The sequence below is a fragment of the Candidatus Nealsonbacteria bacterium genome (genome assembly GCA_019923605.1).
In the GTDB taxonomy this organism is placed as follows: Bacteria; Patescibacteriota; Minisyncoccia; order Minisyncoccales; family CSSED10-335; genus JAHXGM01.
This window is the reverse complement of the sequence record JAHXGM010000008.1, coordinates 16,533-31,718: the sequence shown is the minus strand read 5'-3', so window position 1 is coordinate 31,718 and position 15,186 is coordinate 16,533. Positions and strand designations below refer to the sequence as shown.

Annotated in this window: 15 protein-coding genes and 2 tRNA genes; 3 read left to right on the top strand and 14 right to left on the bottom strand. The window is 35.3% G+C overall.

Translation table 11 applies throughout. From position 1 onward, the window contains the following. Position 1: 1 nt before the first annotated feature. From KY054_01955 to KY054_01930, 6 genes are all read right to left on the bottom strand, one after another. A tRNA-Ser gene (locus KY054_01955) sits at positions 2-89 on the bottom strand. A gap of 17 nt (positions 90-106) precedes the next feature. Continuing rightward, complete coding sequence (locus KY054_01950) at positions 107-640, bottom strand: zf-TFIIB domain-containing protein (GenBank protein ID MBZ1356516.1); 534 nt, start codon at positions 638-640, stop codon at positions 107-109. Positions 641-657: 17 nt separating this feature from the next. After that, on the bottom strand, positions 658-1,542 hold the full coding sequence (locus KY054_01945; protein MBZ1356515.1) for a M48 family metallopeptidase: 885 nt from the start codon (positions 1,540-1,542) through the stop codon (positions 658-660). Between the two features lie 2 nt (positions 1,543-1,544). Further along, a complete protein-coding gene (locus KY054_01940; protein ID MBZ1356514.1) occupies positions 1,545-2,099 on the bottom strand; it encodes a LemA family protein in 555 nt (184 codons plus the stop codon). Between the two features lie 106 nt (positions 2,100-2,205). Beyond that, on the bottom strand, positions 2,206-3,828 hold the full coding sequence (groL, locus tag KY054_01935) for a chaperonin GroEL (GenBank protein MBZ1356513.1): 1,623 nt from the start codon (positions 3,826-3,828) through the stop codon (positions 2,206-2,208). A gap of 13 nt (positions 3,829-3,841) precedes the next feature. Further along, positions 3,842-4,135 (bottom strand): co-chaperone GroES, encoded by a 294-nt coding sequence (locus KY054_01930; protein ID MBZ1356512.1) that lies wholly within the window; start codon positions 4,133-4,135, stop codon positions 3,842-3,844. 245 nt (positions 4,136-4,380) lie between these two features. Between KY054_01930 and KY054_01925 the strand changes: the two genes are divergently transcribed. Next, the gene (locus KY054_01925; GenBank protein ID MBZ1356511.1) at positions 4,381-5,742 is read left to right on the top strand and encodes a phosphomannomutase/phosphoglucomutase; all 1,362 of its coding nucleotides are present in this window, start codon (positions 4,381-4,383) and stop codon (positions 5,740-5,742) included. A gap of 6 nt (positions 5,743-5,748) precedes the next feature. Here KY054_01925 and trpS read toward each other — a convergent pair whose 3' ends face one another. The 7 genes from trpS to KY054_01890 all read right to left on the bottom strand — a co-directional run bounded on the left by trpS (position 5,749) and on the right by KY054_01890 (position 11,725). After that, positions 5,749-6,729, bottom strand: coding sequence for a tryptophan--tRNA ligase (trpS, locus tag KY054_01920; GenBank protein ID MBZ1356510.1), 981 nt, complete (start codon positions 6,727-6,729; stop codon positions 5,749-5,751). A 4-nt stretch (positions 6,730-6,733) separates the two neighbouring features. Continuing rightward, entirely contained in the window at positions 6,734-8,416 is a 1,683-nt protein-coding gene (locus KY054_01915) for a ribonuclease J (protein ID MBZ1356509.1), read from the bottom strand. A gap of 43 nt (positions 8,417-8,459) precedes the next feature. Beyond that, positions 8,460-8,541: transfer RNA gene (locus KY054_01910), tRNA-Leu, on the bottom strand. Positions 8,542-8,545: 4 nt separating this feature from the next. Continuing rightward, a complete protein-coding gene (locus tag KY054_01905; protein ID MBZ1356508.1) occupies positions 8,546-9,118 on the bottom strand; it encodes a cupin domain-containing protein in 573 nt (190 codons plus the stop codon). 9 nt (positions 9,119-9,127) lie between these two features. Then, positions 9,128-11,143 carry a hypothetical protein gene (locus KY054_01900; GenBank protein MBZ1356507.1) on the bottom strand — a complete coding sequence of 672 codons (2,016 nt, stop codon included), beginning with the start codon at positions 11,141-11,143 and terminating at the stop codon, positions 9,128-9,130. Between the two features lie 23 nt (positions 11,144-11,166). Next, positions 11,167-11,379 carry a preprotein translocase subunit SecG gene (gene secG, locus KY054_01895; GenBank protein ID MBZ1356506.1) on the bottom strand — a complete coding sequence of 71 codons (213 nt, stop codon included), beginning with the start codon at positions 11,377-11,379 and terminating at the stop codon, positions 11,167-11,169. 16 nt (positions 11,380-11,395) lie between these two features. Further along, positions 11,396-11,725 (bottom strand): phage holin family protein, encoded by a 330-nt coding sequence (locus tag KY054_01890; GenBank protein ID MBZ1356505.1) that lies wholly within the window; start codon positions 11,723-11,725, stop codon positions 11,396-11,398. A gap of 161 nt (positions 11,726-11,886) precedes the next feature. Between KY054_01890 and KY054_01885 the strand changes: the two genes are divergently transcribed. Beyond that, positions 11,887-13,122 carry a transposase family protein gene (locus KY054_01885; protein ID MBZ1356504.1) on the top strand — a complete coding sequence of 412 codons (1,236 nt, stop codon included), beginning with the start codon at positions 11,887-11,889 and terminating at the stop codon, positions 13,120-13,122. A gap of 694 nt (positions 13,123-13,816) precedes the next feature. Next, a complete protein-coding gene (locus tag KY054_01880; protein ID MBZ1356503.1) occupies positions 13,817-14,833 on the top strand; it encodes a DNA adenine methylase in 1,017 nt (338 codons plus the stop codon). 2 nt (positions 14,834-14,835) lie between these two features. Here the strand turns inward: KY054_01880 and KY054_01875 are convergent. Next, the coding region (locus KY054_01875; protein ID MBZ1356502.1) for a hypothetical protein at positions 14,836-15,186 on the bottom strand (351 nt) is incomplete at its 5' end.

Below are 15,186 nucleotides of genomic sequence, written 5' to 3'. Positions count from 1 at the left end.
ATGGCGGAGGGAGTGGGATTCGAACCCACGAGCCCCATAAGAGGCACGGCTTTCCAAGCCGGTGGAATAAACCGCTATCCGATCCCTCCATACTTCTAGTCAACCCTTATTTCGGAAGATTAGCTATTATTTTCGAAATATTAGGATGTTGAGTGAGAAACTTATGCTTAAATAGTTTTAGAATAATTAAGAAATCTTCAATTTCTTCTTTTACCGTTTCTGGACCTATGAATATCTCCAAGGCTTCTTCTCCTAGACTTTTATAATAATCATTTATAACTTTCCAATCAGCTTTATCTTTTAGGTAATCAATGATTTGTTTAAACTCTCCTCGATCAAGCCAAACCCCCTTACAAACATTACAAATATCAACTTTAATATTTGAATCCCCGTAATTTACCTCATAAAGAGGGAAACGACAAGAGGGGCAAGATTTCTCGCCTCTGGAAATTTTAAACTTAGCTGAATCTTTCCAAAGATCTACATCAAACCATTTTAAGTCCTCATCTTTTTTATCCTTAGCTAAACGAAGCTCGTCCTCATCAAACCAAAGACCCATACATTTAGGACAATAATCTACTTCGACCCCATAAAAAAGGGCCTTTTCTAATTCTTCTTTACAGGAAAAACATTCTATCATAATTCAAGTTTAATTTCTTATCCTCTTAATGCTTTAATTCTTTCCTCTACTGGAGGGTGGGTCATAAAGAGCTTGTGAAGTTTTGACATCTTATCTCCCCCTCTAAATGGGTTAGAAATATACATATGAGCTGTGGCATCATTCGCTCTCGTCATTGAATTTGGATCACTGGCTATCTTCTCAAGCGCCCTAGCCAATCCGTCTGGATAACGAGTCAGAAGTGCTCCTGAAGAATCAGCTAAAAACTCTCTCTTTCGAGAAATAGCCATTTTCATTATTTGAGCAAACAAGGGAGCGAGAATCATAAGGACTAATGAAATAACAATCATTACAACTGCTAATTTGCCACTACTGTTTCTTCCTCCTCCAAGGCTGGCTCTAAAAAAGAAATCTGTCATTATTACCACCATTCCTACCAGAATAACAATAATGGTAGATAAAAGAACATCTCTATTTCCGATATGGGCTAATTCATGAGCAAGGACCCCTTCAATTTCTGCCTTTTCTAACTTCTCTAATAGTCCGGTAGTTACTGCTATCACACCGTGCTTTGGATCTCGGCCCGTTGCAAAAGCATTGGGCTGAGGTTCATTAATGATATACAACTTAGGCATTGGTAGGCCGGCTGTAATGGAAAGGTTTTCAAGAATACGATAAAGTTCTGGGTTATCACTTTTCTCAATAGGCTTTGCCCCGCTCATTTTAAGGACAATTTTATCGGAATACCAGTAAGCAAAAAAATTTATCAAAACAGCGAAGATGACCGCAACCCAAACAATTACCTGTGTTTCTAAAAGAAAAGAAATAAACCAACCTAAGCCGATTACCATTAAGGCAAAGAAGAAAAGGTAGGCCCAAGTTTTTCTAATATTCGAATCAGCTTGAGTATAGAGATTTAACATAATTAAAAGTTAACTTTAACTACCTCTCTTTCCTTAGCATCTCCAATTTCAAAAAACTCTCTTTTCTTGAATCCAAAAATACCAGCAATAACACTTGAGGGAAAAGCTTGAGTCTTAATGTTTAGGTCTCGAACATTTGAGTTATAAAATCTTCTAGATGCTTGAATCTTGTCTTCGGTATCTCTTAGCTCTCTCTGTAATTCCATGAAATTGTTTGAAGCCTTTAGGTCAGGATAATTTTCACTTACTGCAAAAAGACTCTTAAGCGTGTCAGAAAGCATATTTTCTGCTTCACCCACTTTCTTTGGATCGCCTGATGCTTCTGCTTGCATAGCTGCAGACCTTGCCTTAGTAACCTCTTCAAAAACTCCTCTTTCATGCGATGCATATCCCTTTACTGCTTCCACTAAATTTGGAATCAAATCATATCTTCTCTTTAACTGAACGTCAATATCAGACCAAGCTTCATCTGCTCTGTTACGAAGAGTAACAAGTCCGTTATATATGACCACTACCATAAGAAGCAGTAGAACAATAATTGCTAATGGTATCCACATAGGTTTTATTTATTATTTTAATTAATGATTTAATAATAATTTATTTTATACGCTTTTGCAACTAAGAGGATGGTTCTAAGACCACCCCCCTCGCAAACATCTTATACTAATATCCTCCCATACCTTTGGGCATTCCTCCCATGCCACTGTCTTTTTCTTCCGGCCTATCAACTATTGCACACTCTGTTGTTAAAAACATAGCTGCAGCAGACGAGGCATTTTCAAGAGCTACTCTGACAACTTTTTTAGGATCAATAATTCCTGACTTAATTAAATCCTCAAAAACTAAAGTCTGGGCATTGAAACCAAAAGCATCTTTACCTTCTTTAACTTTTTGAACAATCACCGGACCATCAACTGCTGCATTATCAGCTATCTGTCGAATTGGAGCTTCAAGGGCTTTCTTAAGAATATTAATTCCTGTCTTTTCATCTCCCTCTGCTTCTAGCCCCTCAAGATTTTGACTTGCTCTAAGAAGTGCAACTCCACCACCGGGAACAACTCCTTCTTCTATGGCAGCTCTTGTGGCAGCTAAAGCATCTTCAGCTTTGTGAAGACGTGCTTTTTGTTCTACTTCACTGGCTGCACCCACTTTAATGACTGCGACACCTCCAGATAATTTTGCGATTCTTTCTTGTATTTTCTCTTTTTCAAAATCAGAGTCTGTGTTTTCTAAAATCTTTTTTAATTGAGATACTCTATCTTCAATTGCTTTCTTCTCTCCCTTGCCTTCAACAACAGTGGTATTATCCTTGGTAGAAACTATCTTTCGGGCAGAACCAAGCATATCTAATTTAGCATCTTCTAACTTCATTCCAAGGTCTTCAGCTATTACTTGACCCCCACAAACTATAGCAATATCCTGGAGAGTTTCTTTTTTAGTGTCACCAAATCCCGGAGCTTTCACTGCTAAAACATTTAAAACCCCCCTTAGCTTGTTAACCACCAAGGTCGCTAAGGCATCACCCTCAACTTCATCAGCGATTATAACCATTTCCTTTTTACCCGTTTTGGCGATTTTTTCTAATATCGGGATGATCTCATTTATTGAAGTAATTTTCCTATCGGTAATAAGAATGTATGGATCTTCAAACTCGGATTCCATTTTCTCTGTATTGGTAACCATATAAGGAGAAATGTATCCTCGGTCAAACTGAAGTCCCTTTACCAATTCTTTGCTTAATCCGAATGTTTGAGATTCTTCAACTGTCACTACTCCGTCTTTTCCAACTTCATCTATCACTTTGGCAATCAAAGATCCCATTTCGCTGTCTTCTGCTGAAATAGTTGCTACTTGTTCAATTTCAGACCTATCAGATATCGTTTTAGATATTTTCTGAAGATAATCTGTGACTTCTTTAGTCGCCTTTTCAATACCTCTCTTTAAAGCCAAGGGGTTGGCCCCAGCTGTAACATTTTTAAGACCTTCTGAAATAATCGCTTGAGCGAGGATTATAGCAGTGGTTGTTCCATCGCCAGCTGCATCATTAGCCTTTGAAGCAACATCTTTTATGATTTCTGCTCCTAAATTTTCCATTCTGTCTTCTAATTCTATTTCTTTAGCAATTGAAACCCCATCATTAGTTATGATTGGAGACCCAAACCCCTTATCAATGATTACATTACGTCCTTTAGGCCCTATTGTAGTTCGAACCGCATTTGCTAATTTATCGACACCGGCTTTTAATTTTTTACGAGCTTCTTCGTTATAATAAATATCTTTAGCCATATTTTCTTTAAAATTATTTTTCAATTACAGCCAAAACATCTTCTTGCTTGGCTATTAAATACTCCTTATCATCAACTTTTATTTCAGTTGGTCCATATTTATTAAACAGAACCTTGTCTCCTTCTTTTAGGCTCATTGGGACGAAGTTGCCTGATTGATCTTTTTTCCCCGGGCCAACAGCTATTACGATTCCTTGCTCTGGCCTTTCCTTGTCAGTAGTTTTAGGAATAATGATTCCTCCCTTGCTTTGTTCGGATTGCTCCGCTGGCTCTATCAATACATTATCAAGTAATGGTTTTATTTTCATATTATTTACGACTCATATCAATATTTAGATATGTTATCGTGGTTAAAGGTTTAGCAGACGCGACCCTTGACTGCTAATTCTAAATACATTTTATTTTAATTAAAAATAATGTCAAGTAAAAAAAATTGGCACAGATAAAACGCTCAGTTTTTTATTTATAAGTACATTATACTACTCGACACTATTTAGGTAAATAAATTCTAAGGGCTCTTGGATTTAGGCTTTTAATAAGATATAATGATTCTATGAATATCAATCAAAACATTTTTAAAGCATATGATATCAGGGGAGTTTATCCTGATCAAATAAATGAAGAAGTAGCCTATAAGATAGGTCAGGCCTATTTACGAGTGATAGACCCCAAAGGGCCTATTGCTGTTGGAATGGATGTTAGAATTCACTCTAAGGCTCTTAAAGAAGCTCTAGTGGAGGGATTATTAGACGGAGGAGCTGATGTGATTGACTTGGGACTTATTTCCACTGAAATGCTTTATTTCGCTGTTGGAAACTACGGCCTTCAGGGAGGTATTCAGGTAACAGCATCACACAATACAGCAGAATATAATGGATTTAAGATGACTCGGGCCAAGGCTTTCCCTATTTCTTCGGAAACGGGAATGTTTGAAATGAGAGACTTAATCATTGAAGACAAAGAGTCTATCAAAAAAGAAAGAGGGAGCTTGGAAAACAAAGACGTTCTGGATGATTTTGCCAGATTTGTAGTTAATTTTATTGATAAAGAAAAAATAAAGCCTTTTAGAATTGGGTATAATCCAAGCTTTGGTTTCGAAGGGGTTGTTCTAGAAAGAGTTCGAGATATTGGAAGATTTCAATTTGATCTTGTAGGTATGGATCATATTCCCGATGGAAGTTTTCCCAAGGGCTCACCAGATCCTTTTAGAATAGAAAACAGGTCAGAGTTTGTTGAATTCATTAAGAAATCAAATGTTGATATAGGTGTTGCCTGGGATGCTGATGCTGATAGAGTATTTTTCTGCACAGGCAGTGGAAAGTTTATTGAACCTTATTATACCAATGCTATTCTAATAAAGCAGATTCTTGAGAAAAATGGAGGAGGTAAGATAATTTATGACCCAAGATATATATGGGCATTAGTGGATGCTGCCAAAGAGGCTGGTGGAGAGGCAATTATGGAAAGGGTTGGTCATTCTTTCATTAAAGCAAGAATGAAAGAAGAAGACGCTATTTTTTCCGGAGAATCTAGCGGGCATACTTATTTCAGAGATTTTTGGTATGCAGACAGTGGTATCATTCCTCTTTTGATGATCCTGGAAATCATATCATCGGGACAAAGCTTTGAAGAACTATTGAAACCTCTTTTTTCTAAATATTTTATTTCAGGAGAAATAAATACTAAAGTTGATGATAAAGAAAGAGTATTTAAAGAACTTAAGGAAAAGTATAGTGATGGAGAGTTTTCTGAAATAGACGGATTATGTATTGAATTTGATTCTTGGCGAGCTAGCATAAGGGCTTCTAATACAGAGCCCCTTATGAGAGTTAATGTTGAAGGGAAGACTCAAGAAATAGTTGATCAAAAAAAAGAAGAAATTATGCAGATACTTAAAGAAGAAGATCCCCAGTAAGGGGATCTATTTTGTAAGTCCTGTCTTTTTTTTAACATCAATCATTGTTGTTTGGGCAATTGTTTCTGCTCTTCTTGCTCCCTGATTTAGTATTTCCCAAACATATATTTCTCTTGATTCAAGCTCTTTCTTTTTTCTCCGAAATGGTTCTAGATATTCCACCACAAGATTAGCCACCTTGGTTTTAAATTCAGCATAATTCTTATTCTCAAATTCTTTTTCGGCCTCTTTGATCGTGCAACTCTTAAAAGAACTGTATATAGTTAAAAGATTTGAAATGCCTGGCTTTTTAGTTTGATTATATTTTACAGTTTTTTCAGTATCAGTTACGGCACTCATTATTTTCTTTCTGATTGATTCCGGGTCTTCAAACAATTCTATGCATCCCTGAGCTGAGCCAGTCTTTGACATCTTTTTTCTCGGGTCTTGGAGAGACATGATCTTTGCTCCATTTTTTGCAAGTTTTGCTTCAGGTATTTTAAATGTTTCCCCAAAATGACTATTAAATTTCTTAGCAATAGTTCTGGCCAACTCAACATGTTGCTTTTGATCTTCTCCGACAGGGACAACCTCTGATTGATACAAGAGAATATCTGCACTCATTAAAATTGGGTAGTTAAGAAGCCCAGCATTAATATACTCTTTGTGTTTTTTTGACTTTTCTTTGAACTGAGTCATTCGTTGAAGTTCTCCTAGGGGAGTAATCGTTCCTAATATCCAAGTAAGCTCTGTATGTTCTTTAATATGAGATTGAACAACTAAGGCACACTTCTGAGGATCTAAGCCAAGAGAAAGATAGGCAATAGCTTGGTTAAGAATTATTTCTTGAAGCTTTTCGCGATTATAAGGAGTGGTTATTGCATGAAGATCAACAATACAGAAAATACATTCATTATTTTCCTGAAGGCTAATCCACTGCCTAATAGCACCTATATAATTACCAAGGTGTAGTTCTCCGGTTGGTCTGATTCCGCTAAATATTCTCATTTTTTTATACTTCAATTATGACAGGAAGAATGATTGGTCTTCTCTCTGTCTTATCATAAAGGAATTGACCTATCTGATTCCTAAGCTCGTCTTTGGCATAGGACCAATTAACTGACCCGCCTGTTCCGGCAAATTTGTTTATAATTTGAATGGTTTTTTTTCTAGTTTGATAAAGAAGGTCTTTTGACTCTTTTAGATAAACAAAACCTCTTGAGATAATATCGGGTGATCCCTTTATTTTTCCAAGCTGTTTATCAACTACAGCTATGATAACAAACATACCGTCTTCTGCCAATGCCTTTCTATCTCTTAATACCACTTCGCCAATATCACCAACTCCCAATCCATCAACCATAATATAATTAGAAGGAACAGTGACCTTATCAATAAAAGCTCTGGTTGGTGTGACATTAATGATGTTACCATTATCAGCAAGAATAATATCTTTTTCTGGCATAGATAATTTCTCCATGGCCAATTTCTTAAGAGCTACAAACATTGAGAATTGCCCATGTATTGGCATTAAGAATTTGGGCTTAGTGATTTTTAACATTTCTTCTAATTCGTCCTGATTGGCATGACCTCCTGCATGAATATCCATCATTTTATAATGAAAAACTTCAGCTCCTTGTCGTAAAATATCATCTTTTAATTCCTGTACAGTCCTTTCATTTCCCGGAATTACCGAAGAAGAAAAGATAATAGTATCTCCTTTTTGAAACTTCAAGTGGGGATGTTCCTTTGTTGCGATTCTCATTAATGCAGCCCTTCCTTCTCCCTGAGCTCCAGTTCCTAAAACCGTAATTCTGTTATCCGGATAATCAAGAATATTCTTTGTTTTAACAATGGTTCCTTTCTTGGTTGATATGTGTTTTAATTTTCTACATATCTCTATATTTGTTTTCATTCCAGACCCTTCTATAGCAACTTTTCTTCCATATTTCTCGGAGAGGTGAATTATGTTTTGTATTCTACTGATTAACGAGGAAAATGTTGCGGTGATAATTCTACCCTTAGCGCCCTTAAAGATTTCGTCAAGATTTTCTAGGATAACCTTTTCAGATAGTGAGTGCCCTTCATTTTCTGCACCAGTTGAATCCATCATCAAAAGAAGGACTCCCCTTGATGCGAGCTCTTTGATTCGATTAAGATTAGTTGGCTTATCGTTGGTTGGTGTAGCATCAAACTTAAAATCGGACGTATGCATTATATTTCCTACGGGTGTTTGAATAAAAATACCTAGGTTGTCCGCGATATTATGATTTTGATGAAAGAATTCTAATTTAAACGGTCCCAATTCTATTTTAGAATCTTCTGATATCTCCGTGATATCAAGTTTTGGCTGAAAAGGGAAACCATCCTGTCTTTTGATAATTATTCCTCTAGTTAAAGCAGATGCAAAGATTGGCGGATTACCCATTTTTTCAATTAGGTAAGGAACCGCTCCTATGTGGTCATAATGACCATGAGTAAAAATTATTCCCAAGATATCCTTTTCTCTGCCTTTTAGACACGCGATATTTGGTATTAAGTAATCGATACCGAGCATTGTTTCATTGGGCATTTTTAATCCAACATCAACAATTAGTATCTTCTTATCCCACTCAAAGAGTGTCATATTTTTCCCAACTTCGCCAAGTCCTCCTAAAGGGATGACCCGAAGTTCTTTTCGTGTTTTTTCATTCATATTTTTTGTTTTAAGTATTATTTGAGTTTTATTAATTTAGTTGTGCCCGAGGGGAGATTCGAACTCCCAAATCTTGCGACACTGACACCTGAAGTCAGCGTGTTTGCCAATTTCACCACTCGGGCTTTCTTATTTTAAGAAAAATAGATCAGTAGGAAATTTTTTTATAGGAGCTTCAAACCTTAGGTCTGGTAAGTTTTTATAATTTTTGTTTTTAATCCAGCCACCCTTAGTATAGAAATACGCTCCACCTTTTTTTTCTTCTATTGGATGATAAATAGAATCGAAATTCTCATAGACCCAATTAGCCATTTTAAGAGTTTCTTTTCCTGGATTTATGGTTATGTGTCCTGATCCCGGAGGGATGATTATATAGTCGCCCTTTTCGGCTTCAACAGCATAAACATCTTCTAATTCTCCTTTATCATCTACAATTTGTATCAAAGAAATAGCCCTGCCTTCAAGAATTATATATAATTCCCCGTAACTCTTAGGGTGATAATGTCCCTTGGTTTTATTATATTCAAAACCAAGCATTTTGGCCGGGATGACTGTTATGTCATATCTTAACTCGTCTTTTCTCTCTAGTCCACGATACATATAGTATACTTCATCATTCGGTGCATCTTTTATCCATTCTTGGTCATAAAGAACATTATTGAGATCATAGAGATATCTTATATCGGGGTCTTTAAGATTCATATTCTTTTGTTAGTTATTTTTGACCCAAACTCTTTTTGTTTTGATGTGCCAATTTTCTATTTGTAAAAAGCGGTCTGATGGATTTATAAGTCTACCGGGCTGTACAGCTTTTATTTTTGAGTCTATGAAATAAAGAAAGTCTGGATTATAAAGAAATACTGCGGGGATGTCGTTTATGACTATTTCTTGGAAAGATTCTAGTTTTTCGTTTCTTATACTTTGACTCGTTTCTTTTCTTATATCTTCAAGTAACACATCTACTTTTTCATTTTCGTACATTGCTAAATTTAATCCAAATTCACTTTTTTGTGATGAATGCCAAAAAGGAAACGGATCTGGAATAGATTCAAAAGCTTTACCAAATAGAATTATTTCATAATCTCTCGGCTTAATTACATCTCTCTCTAGAGTTCCACGATCATGTGCTTCAATATATACTCGTATGCCAATATTTTCTAATTGTTTTTTAATAATTTCAGCGGTTTCAATCATTAATAATTGGTCAACAGTGCTAATGGTAAAAGATATTTCGTTAGATTTTTCGGGAATGTCACCACAGAGCTCGTTAAGCTTTAACCTAGTGCTTTCGGCGACCATCCCGGTTCCTTTGCTAAATCCTGAAGGTGATAATATTTCTTCTCTGTATTTCTCTTGTAATCTCACAACCGCATCTCTTGTCTCGGTTCCGTAGAATCCGGTTATTTTTCCATCAGGAAATAATTCGGAATCATCCTCGCTAAGAAATATTAAACATCTTTGAAGCTCTCTTACTTCTTCTCCTTGAGCACCAGTATTTAAGTCTTTAGTAAAAGAAAAGACATACTGTTCTTGAATAATTCTTTCTCGAAAACCATCTGTATTTTTTCTCAAACCTAATTCATCTAATATTTTATTTGATTTTTCCGGATTAAATTCATGATCTCCCTCAAAGTTAAGTCCATGCATTACAGGAAGGATTGGGGAGTTGACAACAGTGCCTCTTCCTGAAAGGGCTAGCTCTATAACCTCTTCCTTGTTTATGGCGTAGTTGATAGCTTGCCTTATTTTTATATCTTTAATATCGCCCGGTCTTTCGAGGTTGAAAAATAGAGCAAAATATCTTGGAAGATGAAAACGATAACCAGTGAACCTAGTAGTACGAATTATCTCCTTATAATTCTTAGGACTAATCACTGAGAATCCTTGGATTTCTTTTTTGCGAGCCGCTTCTAAAAGGTCTTCTTTATTGTCAAAAAAAACGAATGTTATTTGCTCAATGTGTGGTCTATTTCCGTGATAAAATGGATTTAACTCTAATTCTATTGATTCTATTTTGCCCCATTGATTCTCATTTATGTTCTTGAGCCTATATGGTCCAGATCCGACTGGATTTAGGTTGTATCGTGAAAGAGGGAAGTTTTGAGCAGGAACATCTTTCCATATATGAAATGGAATCATTCTTAAAGACAGTTTGTTTAAAAAAGCTGAAGATTCTTGTTCTAGTTCAAATAGAACTTCATTATCAGATATTTTCTCTACCCTTATTCCTACCCAGTCAGGTCTAAGTGGGCTTCGGTAATCAGGATTTTGTATGGTCTTTATTGTAAAAATTAAATCGTCTGCAGTAATCATTTCGCCATCAGACCAGCGGAGTCCCTCTTTTAGCTTAATAATAAATGTTTGTCCTTCTTTTTCAATTCCTTCTATCATTTCGGGAAGAAGCTCACCAGAAGTACTATGTTTCATTAGTCCACTAAAGAGTAAACTTGTTATATCTCGGTCAACATCATTTATAGAACTATAGATGGGATTTAGGAACCTAGGCGATCCTATTAAGCCTTCCGTATATTTTCCTCCATTTGCTGGAACTATCTCGGTATTATTTAAATAAAAGAGAGTAGAAAGCGATATAAGGGAAATGATAAAAACAGAAAAGGCAGTAGCAAAAATTAATCTCTCTTTTTTATTGAGAATTTTGGGAAGGGATTTAATTTGCTGACGATTAGGGAACTTGTTCGGTAAAAAAGATTTTATTTTATTTCTCATCTAGTCTTGCTTATCTAAGAAACTTACATCAAAAGATTAAGAATTGCGAGTAAGGAGAACATAACAGCTAAAATAACAGTTCCCCAAAACAATTTTTTTTGTACACCTCGATGAGTAGAGTAAACACCTCCGTCTTGTCCAAAAGTAGAACCAAGACCCGATCCACCTTGTTGTAGAAGAACAAAGGTGATAAGGCCGATAGAAACTATTACTTGTAAGATTGTAATTATATTCATTGTATTACTCTCAAAATCACTTTTTAATTATAATGATATTAAGTATCCAGACTATTATTGTTGTTAAGAAAAGGTTCCAAAGGGTAAATATATTTCCCAAAATCAAGATATCAATTATCCATATTATCCCCATATTCATAAGAAGAGTAAAGAGACCAAAAGTCAGTATTTTTAAGGGGAAGGTTAGGATATCTAATATAGGTTTGAAAAAGAAATTAATAACCCCGAGCACGAACCCCGCTAATGCTAGGGACGCTATTTCCCCTTCAAATGAAACTTTAGGTAACCCGGTAGCTAGCCAAATTCCTAATATACCAACAAGGATGTGAAACATTAATCGTCTCATAAAAGCAGGCTTACTCTAGCAAAAATAGGCTCTTCGGTCAATAAGCACGTATTAAATCATCTAAAATCAAACCATAGAGGTGCCGATTAAATCATTTAATTTCTAACCGAAATTAATTACAGTAGAATGAAGTAATTAATAATTAACTTCATTTTACTAATATGGATATGCAATCAAGAAACCAATATCTCAAAGAATTAAGAACAGAATATTTGAAGACAAAATCAAAAAAGATAAGAGGAGATCTGTTGAATGAAGCCGAGAAAAGAACCAAGCTAGATAGAAAATACCTAGTAGTAAAACTACGCCCTAAAAGCAATCTGGATAAGAATGCTTCTGAAAGGAAAAGAAGAAAACAGTATTATGACAATTCTGTTAAGCCAGCCTTAGTCAGAATGTGGGAAATATTCGATTATCCCTGTGGACAGAGACTAGTGTCCTTACTGGATACAGAGACGGACAAGTTAAGAATACTCGGCGAACTGAAATGTTCAGATGTTGTAGCAGGCAAGTTGAAAAAAATGGGTTCTGCTACCATAGACAGAAAACTGAAACACCAGAAAGAAATTGAAAGAATGAGAAGAAAATACCATCGCAAGAGACATCCCTTGCTCTACCAGAAGATACCGGTAAAGATATTTGAAGAACAAAACAGATCTGTTTTGGGAAATATTCAGATTGACTTAGTAGAACACTGTGGACAATCAGCTGCTGGAGAATTCATAAATACCTTGTCTATCACAGATATATCTTCCGGATGGTGGGAAGGAGAAGCTGTTATGGGAAAGGGACAAGAAAGAACCTTTCAGGGCCTACAGAAGATTAGAAGCAGATATCCTTTTTCTTGGAAAGAGATTCATTCAGATAACGGGACAGAATTCATTAATTGGCACTTGTTAAAATACACTCTGAAAGAAGGATTGGATTTCTCAAGATCAAGGCCATACAAGAAGAATGATAACTGCTTGGTTGAACAGAAAAACTGGACTCATGTTAAGAAGTTTGTCGGTTATTCTAGACATGATACAGAAGAGGAACTAGTTACTTTAAGTAATCTTTATCGCAACGACCTGCGACTCTACAAGAACTTCTTTCAACCGGTGATTAAGTTAATCTCCAAAGAGAGAATTGGAGGAAGAATCCATCGTAAATATGATACTCCTAAAACTCCTTATCACAGATTATTGGGATCAAGTGAAATTACAAAAAAGAAAAAACAAGAATTAAAAGAAATTTATCAATCTTTAAATCCCGCTCAATTGAAAAGAACTATTGATGAAAGATTAAAAGAACTTCACAAAATTAATCAAAAGGTCGATGTTAAAAAAAAGATTTCGGTCATCCAGTTAAATGATTTGACACAGGTGGATATAATACATCTCAATCTCTCAAACTAGGCATAATCCTACTCCGACCATTTCTTTCTTCCAAGATGCTTTAGAAATACAAAATTGCGAAACTTCTTTGCTGTTTTATAAAAAATCCAAAGAATAAAATTGATTTTGTGTTTGTTGCTCATGTGGATAACTACTATTTGTATATTTTCTATTTATTTTCTATAATATATGTATGATTACAAAACGTCAACAGCAAATCCTAGATTTTATAACCAATTACCAAGAACGAAGGGGCTATGCTCCCTCTCTTGACGAGATACGCAAGAAATTCAAACTTGCCTCTGTTTCAACTGTTCATTTCCATATCTCTAAACTACGCGATGCTGGCTATTTGGATAAAGAAGAAAACAAGCCTCGTGCTATTGATGTAATCAAACGTGATGAAATGGTAAAAATCCCAATAGTGGGAACTATTACTGCCGGGCAACCAATAGAAGCAATAGAAATACCAGATTCAACAATTGCAATTTCTAAAAAAGAAATATCACCAAGAGAAAAACATTATGCTTTGCGAGTTAAAGGCGATAGTATGATTGATGACGGTATATTTGATGGCGATGTTGTTGTAATCCGCAAACAAGAAACCGCCGATGATGGCCAAACAGTTGTAGCAATTATTGATAACAACGAAGCCACCCTTAAAAAAATTTACAGAGAAAAATCGCGTATTAAATTACAGCCAGCAAATCAAAAAATGCTGCCCTTTTACCGAAAAGAAGTGGAAGTGCGCGGTATTGTGGTTAAAATCATAAGAAATTTGGAAAATGGCGCTAAAGATAACACACTTGCCTGCAAAAAGAAATTCTTTTTAGATCGTATAAAAAGTAAAAATCCAAACAGTCAAAATAAATATAAAAGAGTTGCCCTTTCTACGATAAGATACGCGGGGGGTAAAACTTTAGCAGTCGGTCATGTTATAGAATTATTGCCAGACAATATAAAAAGAGTTATCTCTCCTTTCTTTGGTGGCGGCTCAATTGAAATAGCAATGAGTAAAGAGCTTGATTTAGAAGTTATTGGCTATGATATTTTTGATATTCTTTGCAATTATTGGAAATTCCAAATTGAAAAACCAAAATTACTCTATGAAAAACTAAAAAAATTAAAACCAAACAAAACCACTTTTGAAAAAATACGTTTAATTTTAAATGATGTATGGAAGAAAAAAGTAAAGTTAGATCCGCTAACTTTAGCAGTTTATTATGTTTATAATTTTAATTTATCTTACGGCCCGGGCTTTATGGGCTGGTCATCTGAAATTTACTTAAACGATAAAAGATACAAAAGAATGATAGAAAACATTCGGGATTTTGAGCCGAAAAATTTAAAAGTAGAATGTGCTGATTTTCAAAATATAATAAAAAAATATCCTGACGACTTTCTTTACTGTGACCCACCTTATTACATTGGCAAAGATTCAAAAATGTTCAAAGGGATTTATCCAATGAGAAATATCCCTGTTCATCACAACGGATTTCCTCATGAGACCTTAAGAGATTTATTAAAAAACCACAGAGGTGGTTTTATCCTTTCGTATAATAATTGTCCGACAATAAGGGAATACTATAAAGATTTTCAGCAATTTTTTCCTAGTTGGCAATATACAATGGGACAAGGAGAAACAAGGATAGGAAAAAATAGAAAAAATGGTAACGCTAACTATGTAAAGGAATCTCATGAGATTATTATTTTTAGCCCGCCCAAAAAATAAAACTATTTTTTACTTAATCGTTTTCGGTGATAAGCCATAAATTTTCTCTCTAATTCAGGCGGGTATGGTTGATGATTTTCCTGAAAATTCCAATCCGGATATTTCTTTTCTCTAGAATAGTAATCAGATTTACACAAATCCTCCATTTCTTTAAAACTTGCGATGTTCATCTTTTTAGGCCCGAATAGTCCATTAACCGTAGCTAAAGTTTTTGGAGAAGTTATCATAAATAATTCCACCTTTGATTTACTTTTAAGAGCCTTATCAATAAGTAGATGAAGGATGAATCTGGGCCTACCAGGACTTCCTGTCATAGCGCCAGTATAAAAACTTACAGTACCTTTAATTCCTCC